This window comes from Lentzea sp. JNUCC 0626 (assembly GCF_043632865.1).
Taxonomy (GTDB): Bacteria; Actinomycetota; Actinomycetes; order Mycobacteriales; family Pseudonocardiaceae; genus Lentzea.
The window spans coordinates 1,965,725-1,978,876 of the sequence record NZ_CP171635.1 but is presented as its reverse complement, the minus strand read 5'-3'; the positions used below and the strand labels follow the sequence as shown (position 1 = coordinate 1,978,876).

The 13,152-nt window shown below is 71.2% G+C and carries 11 protein-coding genes; 6 read left to right on the top strand and 5 right to left on the bottom strand.

All coding sequences use genetic code 11. The features are described 5' to 3' along the window. Positions 1-3: 3 nt before the first annotated feature. Together JNUCC0626_RS08670 and JNUCC0626_RS08665 are read right to left on the bottom strand one after the other, a co-directional pair. On the bottom strand, positions 4-762 hold the full coding sequence (locus JNUCC0626_RS08670; RefSeq protein WP_394619155.1) for an SWIM zinc finger family protein: 759 nt from the start codon (positions 760-762) through the stop codon (positions 4-6). Beyond that, the gene (locus tag JNUCC0626_RS08665) at positions 762-3,083 is read right to left on the bottom strand and encodes a DEAD/DEAH box helicase (RefSeq protein ID WP_394619154.1); all 2,322 of its coding nucleotides are present in this window, start codon (positions 3,081-3,083) and stop codon (positions 762-764) included. The genes JNUCC0626_RS08670 and JNUCC0626_RS08665 overlap by 1 nt, the downstream gene beginning before the upstream one ends. 41 nt (positions 3,084-3,124) lie before the next feature. Between JNUCC0626_RS08665 and JNUCC0626_RS08660 the strand changes: the two genes are divergently transcribed. From JNUCC0626_RS08660 to JNUCC0626_RS08635, 6 genes are all read left to right on the top strand, one after another. Then, positions 3,125-3,880 (top strand): TetR/AcrR family transcriptional regulator, encoded by a 756-nt coding sequence (locus tag JNUCC0626_RS08660; protein ID WP_394619153.1) that lies wholly within the window; start codon positions 3,125-3,127, stop codon positions 3,878-3,880. A 106-nt stretch (positions 3,881-3,986) separates the two neighbouring features. After that, positions 3,987-5,228, top strand: coding sequence for a hypothetical protein (locus tag JNUCC0626_RS08655; RefSeq protein WP_394619152.1), 1,242 nt, complete (start codon positions 3,987-3,989; stop codon positions 5,226-5,228). Beyond that, positions 5,225-6,181 carry a glutamate ABC transporter substrate-binding protein gene (locus JNUCC0626_RS08650; protein ID WP_394619151.1) on the top strand — a complete coding sequence of 319 codons (957 nt, stop codon included), beginning with the start codon at positions 5,225-5,227 and terminating at the stop codon, positions 6,179-6,181. The genes JNUCC0626_RS08655 and JNUCC0626_RS08650 overlap by 4 nt, the downstream gene beginning before the upstream one ends. Positions 6,182-6,194: 13 nt before the next feature. Beyond that, on the top strand, positions 6,195-8,351 hold the full coding sequence (locus tag JNUCC0626_RS08645) for a serine/threonine-protein kinase (RefSeq protein WP_394619150.1): 2,157 nt from the start codon (positions 6,195-6,197) through the stop codon (positions 8,349-8,351). Beyond that, entirely contained in the window at positions 8,351-9,319 is a 969-nt protein-coding gene (locus JNUCC0626_RS08640) for a PP2C family serine/threonine-protein phosphatase (RefSeq protein WP_394619149.1), read from the top strand. Before JNUCC0626_RS08645 ends, JNUCC0626_RS08640 begins: the two co-directional genes overlap by 1 nt. A gap of 20 nt (positions 9,320-9,339) precedes the next feature. Then, the gene (locus JNUCC0626_RS08635) at positions 9,340-10,089 is read left to right on the top strand and encodes a dienelactone hydrolase family protein (protein ID WP_394619148.1); all 750 of its coding nucleotides are present in this window, start codon (positions 9,340-9,342) and stop codon (positions 10,087-10,089) included. Here the strand turns inward: JNUCC0626_RS08635 and JNUCC0626_RS08630 are convergent. The 3 genes from JNUCC0626_RS08630 to JNUCC0626_RS08620 are packed head-to-tail and all read right to left on the bottom strand — an operon-like array spanning position 10,082 to position 13,048. Continuing rightward, complete coding sequence (locus JNUCC0626_RS08630; RefSeq protein WP_394619147.1) at positions 10,082-11,440, bottom strand: Clp protease N-terminal domain-containing protein; 1,359 nt, start codon at positions 11,438-11,440, stop codon at positions 10,082-10,084. The genes JNUCC0626_RS08635 and JNUCC0626_RS08630 overlap by 8 nt on opposite strands. Continuing rightward, on the bottom strand, positions 11,430-12,707 hold the full coding sequence (locus JNUCC0626_RS08625; protein ID WP_394619146.1) for a caspase family protein: 1,278 nt from the start codon (positions 12,705-12,707) through the stop codon (positions 11,430-11,432). The genes JNUCC0626_RS08630 and JNUCC0626_RS08625 overlap by 11 nt, the downstream gene beginning before the upstream one ends. Beyond that, positions 12,707-13,048, bottom strand: a complete 342-nt coding sequence (locus JNUCC0626_RS08620) for an effector-associated constant component EACC1 (protein ID WP_394619145.1) — start codon at positions 13,046-13,048, stop codon at positions 12,707-12,709. Before JNUCC0626_RS08620 ends, JNUCC0626_RS08625 begins: the two co-directional genes overlap by 1 nt. Positions 13,049-13,152 lie beyond the last annotated feature (104 nt).

Sequence of the window (13,152 nt, the reverse complement as noted above, 5' to 3'; positions counted from 1 at the left end):
TGATCACTCTTCGAGAGTGCCCGAACGCAGCAGTGCGCGGGCACGAACGGCAGCGATCTCCATCAGCGCGACCAACTCCGACGCCTCGAAGCCGGGTGGTGGCTCGACCTGAAGCACCACAGGTGTGGTGGTCGACAGTGGCGGACGAGGGGGCAGTTGACCTGCGGGTTCGGCGGAAACCACCACAGGTGTTCTGGTAGCGAGCGGTCCGGCTACGCGCAGGCGAAGGGCGTCGAGAAGTTCCTGTTCCGGTTTTCCCTTGAGCAGCAGCAGGACGAACGGATCGGCGTCGAGCAGCCAGCCGACCTGGAACGCGAGGGCGGCGGCGTGGCGGCACGGGAGTTCCCAGCCGTCGCAGTCGCACTCGGGTTCGAGGTCGCCGATGCCGGGGACGAGGTCCACTCCGGACTCTTCGGCGGCCTGCACGAGGTCGCGCGGCATGTCGTTGTCCAGCAACGCCGCGATGTGGGCCGGGTTCTCGGCGACGCGGTCGAGGAACCGTCCCCAGTGGACTTCGGACAGCACGGGGATCAGCACCGTCGTGCTGTGGACGGTGTCGTTGTCGTGGACCTGGGCGTGCAGGCGGCCGGGGCTGACGGTGATCGGTCCGACGACGCCGGCGTGGGCGTAGCGGCGGCCCAGGCGCAGCAACGTGGTGTCGAGGGCGGTGTCCTCCAGCGCCTTGACCCACGTCTTGCCCCACCAGGTGGTGGCGACGCGGCGTTTGACCTTGGGGAACGCGGCGAATCCGCGGGCGGTCATCAGGTGCTCCTCAGCAGGACGAGCTCGGCGAGTTCGGCGTCGGTGAGTTCGGTGAACGCGGCCTCTCCCCCGTGCAGCACGGCGTCGGCGAGGTCGCGCTTGTCCTGCAGCAGCGCGGCGATGCGTTCCTCGACGGTGCCTTCGGCGACGAGCTTGTGGACCTGCACGGGCCTGGTCTGGCCGATGCGGTAGGCGCGGTCGGTGGCCTGGTCCTCGACGGCCGGGTTCCACCAGCGGTCGAAGTGGATCACGTGGTCGGCGCGGGTGAGGTTGAGGCCGGTGCCGGCGGCCTTCAGGGACAACAGGAACACGGGTGCGCGGCCCTGCTGGAAGTCGTCGACCATCTGCTCGCGCTGCGGCACGGGGGTGCCGCCGTGCAGGAACCTGGTGGGCTGCTTGATGTGCTGTTCCAGCAGCCGGGCCATGCCGACGTACTGGGTGAAGATCAGCGCGGACCCGTCCTCGGCGACGATGGTGTCGAGGAGTTCGTCGAGCAGGTCGAGCTTGCCGGACGTGCCCTGCAACGACGGGTGCCCGAGGTAGTGCGACGGGTGGTTGCAGATCTGCTTGAGCCCGGTGAGCAGCTTGAGCACCAGGCCGCGCCGGGCCATGCCGTCGGACGTCGCGATCTGTTCGAGCGTCTCGCGCGTCAACGCCTCGTACAGCGCGGCCTGCTCGACCGACAGCGACACGTACCGGTCGGTCTCGGTCTTGGCGGGCAGTTCGGGCGCGACGCCGGGGTCGGACTTGCGGCGGCGCAGCAGGAACGGCCGCACGACCTTGGTCAGGGTGTCGTCGGGCGAGGGCCAGCGGGTGCGGAACGCGCGGTGCGTGCCGAGCAGGCCGGGTGTCGTCCAGTCCAGAATGGACCACAGCTCCGACAGCGAGTTCTCGACGGGCGTGCCCGACAGCGCGACGCGAGCCGCGGAAGGGATCGACCGCAACGCCTTGGCGGTGCCGGAGTGCGGGTTCTTCACGTGTTGCGCCTCGTCGGCGACGACCATGCCCCACTCGTGGTCCCGCAACGCCTCGACGTCGAGGCGCATCGTGCCGTAGGTCGTGAGCACCACGCCTTCGGCCGCGAGGGTCCGTTGTGGACCGTGGTAGCGGCTGACCGGCACGCCGGGGGCGAACCGGCGGATCTCGCGTTCCCAGTTGCCCAGCAACGACGCCGGGCACACCACGAGCGTGGGCCGGTCGTCCGCCCGGTGCAGGTATAGCGCGATCAGCGTGATGGTCTTGCCCAGGCCCATGTCGTCGGCCAGGCACGCGCCGAGGCCGAGTCCGGTCATGTGGGCGAGCCAGCGCAACCCGTGCAGCTGGTAGTCGCGCAGCTGTGCTTGCAACGCCGGGGGCTGCGGGAACTCCGGCACGGCGGTGATCGCCAAGCTGAGACTGTGGGGTGCGACCTCGACCTGTTCGCCGTCGATCACCACGACGCCGGTCAGCGCGGCGGTGACGGCCTGCACGGCGCTGATCGGCTTGAGCTGCTGCCGGGCCTTGCGCCGCAGCGACGGGTCGACGAGCACCCACTGGTCGCGCAGCCGCACGACCGGCCGCGACGCCTCGGCGACGAGGTCCATCTCGACCTCGGTGAGTTCGGCGCCGCCGAGGGCGAGCCGCCAGTCGAACGTCAGCAGGTCGCCGGCCTGGAACGCCCCCGAGGGTTCGCCGATCACGGCCCGCGCGGACAGCCCGGTGGAGAGTTCGCGCGGCCAGTGCACCTCGATGTCGAGGCCGAGCAGCTCGCCGACCTCGGTGTCGCTGAGTTCGGCTTCGTCGAGCAGGCGTTGCAACGGCGGCCAGTCGATCCGCGCCATCGCCCGGATGGCGTCGAGTTCCCGGCCGGAGCCGCGCACGTCGCGCGGGGAGGGGTCGGTGACGGCGCGGACCTGCACGATCGCCCGGAATCGCTGCTCAGCGGTCATCTCGATGCGCAACGACAGGGTGATCTGCTCGTCGGCCCAGCCCTTGAGCTCGGACACGTCGCAGGCCTCGTGCCCCGCGAACGGTCCGGCACCGCCACCGCGCGGCAGCGTGTCGGCGACGGCGTCGAGGAACGCCCGCAGGTTCTCGTAGTCGCCGTGCGCCGCGAGTTGCCGCAGGTGCAGTTCGTCGGCGTGGTCGAGCGGCCCGACCCGCCACGTGTCGAACCCGCCGGCGGTCACGTCGGGCACGATCCGCCCGCGCGCCACGAGAGCGAGCGCCGTCGCCGCGGCCACTGACCAGTAATCGGTGCCCTCCAGCACGCCGGGCAGGGCTTCGAGCAGGGGTTTCGAGTGGAGCTGACCGAATCTGGGTGGATCGGCGGGGACGAACATACTCTGTACCGTACAGCATACGGTACGGTAGTGTCGCGCTCGTGATCGAACACACGGGCAGCGGTGACCCGGCGCGGACGCTGGCGTTGCTGTGGCGCACGCAGGAGCGGGTGTCGCGCAAGGGCAAGCCGGACCTGAGCGTGGACCGGATCGTGCGGGCGGGCATCGACCTGGCCGACTCCGACGGGCTCAAGGCGTTGTCGATGCGGCGCGTGGCCGAGGCGCTGGGCGTGGGGACGATGTCGCTCTACACCTACGTGCCGGGCAAGGGCGAGCTGATCGACGTCATGGTCGACACCGTGCAGGCGGTGACGGGCCGGGAGGAACAACCCGGCTGGCGCGAGCACCTGACCTACGTGGCGCGGGAGAACCTGGAGCTGCACCGGCGGCATCCGTGGTTGTTGCAGGTGGCGCCGTCGCGAACGGTGCTGGGCCCGCAGGTGGCGGCGAAGTACGACTTCGAGTTGCGCGGGCTGGACGGCATCGGCCTGTCCGACGTGGAGATGGACTCGGTGCTGAACCTGGTGCTCGGGCACGTGCAGAACTCGGCGCGCGGGCTGACGGCGGCCGCGGTGACCGAGAAGGAGACAGGTCTCACCGACCAGCAGTGGTGGGACGCGGCGGCGCCGGTGCTGATGACGGTGTTCGACCCGGCGCGCTATCCGGTCGCGGCACGGGTGGGCGGCGCGGTCGGAGAGGCGCACCAGAGCGCCTACTCCCCCGAGCACTCGTTCGAGTTCGGTCTGGGGATGATCCTGGACGGCGTCAATCGGCTGATCGAGTCGCGTGCGCTGTAACACCTGAGTGACGCGGGCCGGGATGCGTCGTTAATTCCCACGCGGTGTGATCTGGGTGCCTACAGTTACGCCACGCCGATCAACTTCGTCGCTGGGAGGCCCGCTCGTGGTGATCGACTCCCGTCCCCGGCAGGCGCTGGTGCGCCGTGTCACCGGTCTGGCGCGGTCGACTCCCGGCCGGTTGAGCCTGATCGTCGTGGTGCTGGTGGTGGCGAGTCTCGCGAGCGGCTGGCTGACGACGTGGAGCGTGAACCGGCAGGAACGGGCGCTGGAGGACCTGGCGACGCGCTCGGAGCCGCTCGCGCACGCCGCGCAGGAGGTCTACCGGGCGTTGCAGGACGCGGACGCGACGGCGGCGAGCGCGTTCCTCTCGGGTGGCTTGGAGCCCTCTGAGCTGCGGGAACGCTATGAGGCGGACATCGCGCAGGCCCAGGCGGCGTTGTCGGTGGCCACGGCGTCCTCGCCGGAGCTGACGGCGACGCTGGCGGCGCAGCTGCCGGTGTACACGGGCCTGATCGAGACGGCGCGCACGAACAACCGGCAGGGCTTCCCGGTGGGCGCGGCCTACCTGCGGGAGGCGTCGGGGTTGATGCGCACGCAGCTGCTGCCGGCGGCGCAGGAGCTGTACCGGGCGGAGACCGACCGGGTGGCTCGCGCGCAGGACGAGGCGACGTTCCCGTGGGGTTCGGTGGCGGTGGCGCTGGGGTTCGTGGTGGCGCTGGTGGGCACCCAGCGGTACCTGACGCGCCGGACGAACCGGCTGCTCAACGTCGGGTTGCTGGTCGCGACGGGCGCGGCGGCGGTGTCGCTGTTGTGGGTGACGACGGTGTCGGTGCTGGTGATGCACGACGTGTCGGACTCGCGGGCGGCGTCGAAGAAGGTCGACGTGCTCGCCCAGGCGCGGATCGCGACGCTGACCGCGCGGGGCGAGGAGACGTTGACGCTGGTGGCGCGCGGGGCGGGGCAGAGCTACGAGAAGAACTTCGTCGAGGTGTCGGAACGGCTGGAGGGGCTGCTCGACCAGGCGTTGAGAATGGGTGACACGGCGGCGGCGGACGAGGCGATGCGGCACTTCCGGCAGTGGCAGCAGGTGCACCAGCGCATCCGCGAGGCCGACGACGCGGGCCAGTACAACGACGCGGTGGCGTTGATCAACAATCCGTACTTCGACTCGCTGGACCAGGCGCTGGTGCGCGCGATCGGTGAGGCGCGGCAGGACTTCAGCGATGAGGTGGCGGTGGCGCGGGCGTCGCTCGCGGGCACGGTGGTGGGGGTGCTGGTGCTGGCGTTGATCAGCGCCGCGGGTTCCACGACGGGGTTGTGGCAGCGGCTCAAGGAGTACCGATGAGGCGACTGGCACTGACGGCGTTGCTCCTGGTCGGGGCGTGTTCGGCCGGGCCGCCGCCGAGTGAGGTGGTACCGCGCACGGCCGCGGCGCCGCAGCCGGCGAACGCGAGCACGGTGTCGGCGGCGCCGTCGAGTGCGGCGGGCGCTCCGCCAGCGTGCGACGCGACGGCGAGCCTGCGGCCGGGGACGCTGCCGCCGGTGAACCAGATGCCCGACGGGTCGACGATGGCGAAGATCCAGCAGCGCGGACGGTTGATCGCCGGGGTGGACCAGAACACGTACCTGATGGGGTTCCGCAACTCGTTCACCGGCGAGATCGAGGGCTTCGACGTCGACGTGGCCCGGCAGATCGCGAAGGCCGTGTTCGGCGACGAGAAGAAGGTGCAGTTCAAGGTCGTCACGGCGGCGGAGCGGATCCCGATGCTGCAACGCGGCGACGTCGACGTGGTGGTGCGCACGATGACGATCACCTGCGAGCGGCTCAAGGACGTCGACTTCTCGCAGGTCTACTACCAGGCCGGGCAACGGGTGCTGGTGCGCCGCAACTCCGGGATCTCCGGGGTGGAGGGGCTCGCGGACAAGCGGGTGTGCGTGGCGTCGGGGTCGACGTCGCTGAACAACGTGGTGAACCGGGTGAAGACGACGGTGAGCGTGCCGAACTGGACGGACTGCCTGGTGATGTTGCAGCAGGGGCAGACCGACGCGATCTCCACCGACGACACGATCCTCGCGGGGCTGGCGGCGCAGGACCCGTACACCGAGGTGGTGGGCGCGCGGTTCACCGACGAGTCGTACGGCGTCGGGGTGCCGAAGGGTCAGGAGGACCTGGTGCGGTTCGTCAACGGCGTGCTGGAGCGGATGCGCGCCGACGGCACGTGGGCCTCGATCTACGGCCGGTGGCTCACGCCGCTGGGCCCGGCACCGACGCCGCCCGTCGCGCGTTATCGGGACTAGGGGGTGTGCGCTGATGGGTGACGAACTGGAACTGCCCGCGACAGGGCCGCAGACAGGACCGCAGACGGGGCCTGCCACGGCGCCGGGGACCGCGCCGTGGTCGTCGTCGCAGGACATGTCGCGGTCGGCGTCGGGACGGGCGCGGCGGGGCAGCGGGCGGTCGATGAGCCGCGGCCGGTTGGGCGCGGGCCTGGTCGAGGTGCCGCGGGTGCCCTACCGCGACCCGAAGACCGCGGTGCTGGAGAACCCCGAGGTTCCGGAGGCGAAGCGGTTCTGCTCGAAGTGCGGCAAGAAGGTCGGCCGCCGCAGCGAGACCAAGCCGGGCCGGGTGGAGGGGTTCTGCCCGCACTGCGGGCACGCGTACTCGTTCACGCCGAAGCTGCGGCCGGGTGAGGTGCTGCACGACCAGTACGAGGTGCTGGGGTGTCTGGCGCACGGCGGTCTGGGGTGGCTGTACCTGGCGCTGGACCACGCCGTGAGCGACCGCTGGGTGGTGCTGAAAGGCCTGCTCGACTCCGGTGACGCCGATGCGATGGCGGCGGCGCTGGCCGAGCGGCGGTTCCTCGCGGAGGTCGAGCACCCGAACATCGTGAAGATCCACAACTTCATCCGCCACGAGAGCCGCGAGCTGGGCAAGCTCGTCGAGTACATCGTGATGGAGTACGTGGGCGGCGAGTCCATCAAGGACATGATCACCCGCCGGCGCCGCGACGGCCGGGGCGACGAGGCGTTGCCGCTGGCGCAGGCGATCGCGTACGTGCTGGAGATCCTGCCCGCGCTGGGTTACCTGCACGGGGTGGGGTTGCTGTACTGCGACTTCAAACCGGACAACATGATCCACACCGAGGAGCAGCTCAAGCTGATCGACCTGGGCGCGGTGCGGCGCATCGACGACCACCACTCCCCCATCTACGGCACGATCGGCTACCAGGCGCCGGAGATCGGCACGATCGGTCCGTCGGTGTTCTCCGACATCTACACGGTCGGGCGAGCCCTGGCGGTGATGAGCTTCCCGTTCGACTTCCGGGGCCGCTGCAAGGACCGGCTGCCGACGGTGGCCGAGGAACCGCTGCTGGGCCGGTTCGAGTCGTTCCACCGGTTGCTGCTGCGGGCGACGAACCCGAACCCGGAGCTGCGGTTCTCCTCGGCCGAGGACATGGCCGAGCAGCTGACCGGTGTGTTGCGCGAGGTGCTGGCGCTGGAGGACGGCGTGGCGCGGCCGGGCCTGTCGCGGCAGTTCACGCCGGAACGCCGCCGGTTCGGCGTGGAGGGTTCGCTGGATCTCGCGGAGGTGGCGCTGGCGTTGCCCGCGCCGTCGGTGAGCACGTCGGACGCGGCGGCCTCGTGGCTCGCGACGGCGACGACGTCGGATCCGGAGGGGCTGCGCAAGGCGCCGGAGCTGACGGTGGAGGTGCGGCTGCGGATCGTGCGGGTGCTGATCGAGTCCGGGGACACGGCGGCGGCGTTGCGGGAGCTGGAGGCGTTGACGGCGCCGTCGATGTTCGACGAGCCGGAGCTCGACCCCGCCGAGGACTGGCGGCCCGACTGGTACCGGGGCCTGGCGGCGCTGGTGGACGGGCGTTCGGCGGACGCGCGGGGGTTCTTCGACGCGGTGTGCTCGGCGGTGCCGGGTGAGGCGGCGCCGAAGCTGGCGCTCGGGGTGTGCTTCGAGGCCGTCGGGGATCTGAAGTCGGCTGGGGCGTGGTACGAGCTGGTGTGGCGCACAGATCACTCGTTCGTGTCTGCCGCGTTCGGGTTGGCGCGGGTGTTGCTCGCGTGTGGTGACCGTGCGCGAGCGGTCGAGGTGCTGCTTTCGGTTCCGGACACGTCTTCACAACACTTGCCGGCGCAGATCGCGGCGGTGCGCGCGCAGCTCGGCGACTGTGCGGCGGAGGACCTCGTCGCGGCCGGGGAACGCTTGCACGCCTTGGACATCGACGTCGCGTCGCACACCCAGTTGTCGGCCGAGGTGCTCGAGGCGGCGTACGACTACGTGACCCGCAATCAGGCCGCCGAGGGCAAGGTGCTGGACTGTGCACTCTCCGAACACGAACTTCGGCTGGGTCTGGAGCGTCGCTACCGCACGCTCGCCCGGTTCGCGGCCACGCCGGAGGAACGGATCGCATTGGTGGACCGCGCGAACGCGGTAAGGCCTAGGACGTTGGTTTGATGGACACCCTGAAGTGCCCGGAGTGCTCCGAGCCGGTGGCGGCGGAGGACCGGTTCTGCGAGGCGTGCGGACGCAACCTGCTGGTCCGCCGCACGCCGCTGGGCGGACCGACCGGTCCCGCGCAGGCCTCGTGCATCCTGTGCGGGTCGCCGGACATCGATGACGAGGACTACTGCACCCAGTGCGGCCGGCACCAGCCGTCGGCGCGCGACCGGGTCGAGTACGCGCTGGGCGCGGTGTCCGGTGTGTCGGACCGCGGCAAGCGCCGCGCCCGCAACGAGGACTCGATGGCGTTCGGGCACGTCGCGGGCAAGGGCGTCGCGGCCGTGGTGTGCGACGGCGTGGCCTCCTCCGAACGCGCCGAGCAGGCCTCCCAGGCCGCCGCCGACGCCGCCGTCGAGGTGCTGCTCAACGCGCTGATCGACACGGCCGACCCGGAGCAGGCGATGATCGACGCGGTCTCGGCGTCGTGCTTCGCGGTGGAGAAGCTCGTCGAGAACGAGCCGCTCGAAGCGGGCGGCCGCGGAGTGGCGCCGTCGTGCACGTTCGTGTCCACCCTCGTGACCGAGTCGTCGGTGACGATCGGCTGGGTCGGCGACTCACGCGCGTACTGGCTGTCCGACGAGGGCTCCAAGCAGCTCACCACGGACGACACGTGGGCGGCGCAACTGGTCGCCGAGGGCGTGCTGACCGAGGAACAGGCCCGCACCGACCGCCGCGCGCACGTGCTGTCGCGCTGGATCGGCGCCGACGCGGGCCAGGTCGTCCCCCAGGTGGCGACCATCCGTCCCACGTCTCCCGGCGTGTTCCTGCTGTGCTCGGACGGCCTGCACAACTACCGCCCGGAGCCCGAGGACCTGCAGCCGCTGCTGCCGTGCGGCCCGGAGGAGTTCGTGAAGGTCGCCCTGGACGCGGGCGGCCACGACAACATCACCGTCGTCCTGGTGCCGTTCGCACCGGCCGACTAGCTCTTTCGGAAGGAACTTCCATGCCCGGCACGACCGTGGACGTGACCACCGCGGACGGCGTCGCCGACGCCTACCTGGCCGTGCCCGACGGCGACGGCCCGTTCCCGGCGGTCCTGTTCTACATGGACGCCTTCGGCCTGCGCCCGCACCTGACCGCGATGGCCGACCGGCTCGCTTCCGAGGGCTACGTCGTGCTGGTGCCCAACGTCTTCTACCGCGCGGGCCGCACGCCGCTGTTCGACCTGCCGGACTTCATCGACGCGGACTCCCGCCCGGCGTTGTTCGAGAAGATCATGCCGGTGATGCAGTCGCTCACCCCGGCCGGTCTGATGAGCGACGCGGGCGCCTACCTGCGCTACCTGGCCGACTCACCGCTGACGGTGGACGGCCCGGTGGGCGTCACGGGCTACTGCATGGGCGCTGGGGTGGCGCTGCGCACGGCGGGCACCTACCCGGACCGGGTGGCGGCCGCGGCGGGCTTCCACGCCGCGAACCTGGCGTCGGAAGCGCCGGACAGCCCGCACCTGCTCGCCGGCAACGTCACGGCGGAGCTGTACTTCGCGCACGCCGACCAGGACGCGGCGATGCCGGTGGAGCAGGTCGACCGGCTGGAGAAGGCGTTGACCGAGGCGGGTGTGACGCATCGGTGCGAGGTGTACGAGGGCGCGCACCACGGTTACACCCAGTCGGACACGTCGGCTTACAACGCTGAGGCGGCGGAGCGGCACTGGACGGAGCTGCTGGCGCTGTTCGGCCGCACGCTCAGCTGATCATCCACAGGTCGGCGCCGGACCGGGTGAACGGGTCCGGCGCCGGTTCGGGGAAGTACGACTCGGCGGTGAGGGCGTCCACCACCTTGCGCACGAGGAGCGCGGTGACGGCGGTCGTGGTCGGTGTCCTGCCGGTTTGGCGCTGCAGGAACAGCTCGGTCTCGATCCCGCGCCAGTTGCCGTACAGCTCCATGTCATGTGCGGCGAACGTCCGCGCCTTCATCCGGCGGACCTCGTCCGCCTGCTCGCCGGTCTCGTCGGCCGCGACGGCGTGGGAGCGGCCGCGCGCGCAGACCTCGTCGAGCAGCTCGATCGCGGTGGCGGGAAACGGATCGATGGTGCGAGCGAACCGTGCCACCGCCGCCAGGGCTTCGTCGGTGATCCACAGCTGGTGGTGGTCCTGCATGCGGTCGCGCACCCCGTCGAGCACCTCGGCCACGGCGGCGACGGACATCTCCTCGACCCGGACCGGCTGCAGCCGCCGGGTGAGTGCGTGGTCGAGCGCCGCGAACGAGTCGGGTGTGGCGGTGCAGACGACCTGCACCTGACCGTCGACGATCGCCTGGCGGAGCTGCTCGTCCGCCTTTCCGATCTCGCCGATCCAGGCGATCGCGCGGGGGTTGTCCCGCAGCTGCGCGACCACGGCGTCGGTGTCGCCGGAGATGTCGTAGATCCGCCGGTCGCGCAGCGCCGGTGGCACCGTGCCGTCGATCAGCGCCCAGGCCAGTCCCTCGGCCACCTCACGACGGCCGATCCCCGGCCGGCCGACCAGCACGGGGTTCATGCGGTTGTGTCTGGCCAGCACCTGTGCGGCCCGCTGGATCTCCGGGTCCCTGCCGCGCACCCGCGTGGGAGCGGCCCGCTCCATGATCTTGCCCAGGCGCAGGTCGTCCACCAGCCGCGTCAGGGGGCGGATCCTTGGCGGCGGCGCGACGACGGCGCGCGCCAGGTGGTCCAGGTCGGTTCCGGCGCCCCTGAGCATCTGCACCGCGGTCCCGTCGCCCTCCCGGAGAATTCCGAGCAGGAGGTGTTCGGGGCCGACGTGGTGCCGCCCCGTGGCGCGTGCCTCCGCAGGGGCGTGGTTCTCGATGACGCGCTTCGCGCGCGGGCTGAAGGCGAGGTTCTCACGGAGGCGGTGGCGCCCTCTGCCGATCAGTTGCGCGACGAGTTCGCGGCCTCTCCTGATGTCGAGGTCCCACAGCGCGAGCGCTGTGGCCACGGTGCCTGCTTCGGCGATCAGGCCGAGCAGGAGGTGCTCGGTGCCGACGTAGTCGTGGCCGAGCAACCGGGCTTCGTCCTGTGCCGCGGCAAGGACGCCGCGGGCCTGGTCGGTGAGCTGGTCAACGGCCATCGGGTGCCTCGATGGTGAGCAGGGCCAGGTCGTGCCGGACGCGTCCGCCGGTGTGGCCGTGTCCGCGCAGGCGGTCGTCCAGTTCGCGGAGCAGCGAGATCGCGTCGGTGGTCTCGCCGTTCATCGCGGCGATCCGGGCGAGGACGTGCTGCGCCCGTGTGGTGCCTTCGTGGTCGGATCCCAGCAGACGGCGGCGGTCGGCCAGCACGACGCGCATGGCGCGCACAGCCTCGGCCCGTCTGCCCAGCGCCGTCATCGTGACGGCGAGGAACTGCCGGGTGTTGAGGATGTCCTCGAGCGGACCGCCGCGAGCGAGCAGGTCTTCGAGCATGCGCGACGCCTCGGGTGCGTCGCCCGAGGCGCCGACGGCGAGGGCGAGGTGCTGCTGGGTGCGCAGGCACTTGATGTGCTGTTCGCCCAGGACCTCGCTTTGGGCGGCGAGCAGGGCACGCAGGTCGTCCAGGACGGTCTGGTAGCCGTGGCGGCGGGCGTGCCGGACAGCGGCCTCGAACCGCTGGTCGAGCGATTCCTCGGGGTCGGTCTGGTGGGCGCGGTTGAGCGCGACGCGGTACCGGTCGGCGGTGGAGGTGCCGCGCTTGTGCGGACGCGGCAGTGCCTCGCGGGTCATCACGGTGCTGAGGCGGCGGTAGACGTCGTCGATCGTGAGGTACTCGCCCGCGCCCGGGATGCCGTCTTCCAGCACGCGCAGCAGGCGGCCGGTGAACGCCGTGTGGGGTTCGCCGGGCAGGACGAGGGCCACCTGGTCGCGTTGGGCCGAGGTGAGCAGGTAGGTGCCGTCGATGTCGAGTTGGCCGAGGACGGCGGTGACCGGGTCGGCCATCGGGTCGCCCATGGCGCGGCCGGAGTAGCAGCAGTCGAGGACGACGATCTTGGTCTTGGCGTCGCTGTCGAGCACGCGGTCGCGCAGGGACACGTAGGACAGCGAGCCGAAGGTGGGGTCTTCGGGGTCGCTGTCGTGCATGCCGAGGTAGAGCTCGTGGCGGCGGCCGACGATGCCGTGGCCGACGTAGTAGACGACGAGGAGGTCCTCGGCGCCTGCCATGGCGGACGCGAGGCGGCGGCCGAGGGTGGGGACGGAGGACTCGTCGAGCACGACGGTGCAGTCCTCGGGCGCGACGAGGCCGGTGGCCGGGTCGGTGAGGACGCGGCGCAGGTCGTCGAGGCACTGGCCGACGACCGGGATCGGGGGGAGGCGGTCGTCGGCGTACTTGGAGGTGCCGAGCAGCACGACCTTGGTGCCGGGCATCAGCTCTCGTCGAGGATCCGGGCGAGCATCGCCTCGACGTCGGCGCCGCGCACGCGGTCGGCGTCGATCTCGGCGGTGACGGCGCCGTCGGCCTCGCGGCGCACCGACACCTTGACCTTCGAGCGGCGTGGCTGCTGGAAGAAGCCGCGCAGGGAGGCGGCGAGCACGGTCAGGGCGCCGCCCGCTCCGACCGAGACGATCAACGCGTCGGCGAGGGGACCCAGTTCGCCGGGCTCGGGTGGGGTGAGGTGCCTGCGCACCGAGATGTCGGCGTCGCCGTCGAGCCAGTCGAACAGCGCTTCCAGGTCCGCCGGGGTACCGGCCGCGAGTACGAGGTGCACAGCCGTTCGATCGACGGGCGGTGACCTCCTGTTACGAAGATCGGACTGTTTCCGCGCGGGGTGGAAAACGTGCTCGGGGGCTCACACTGGGGGTGAGGAGGTGG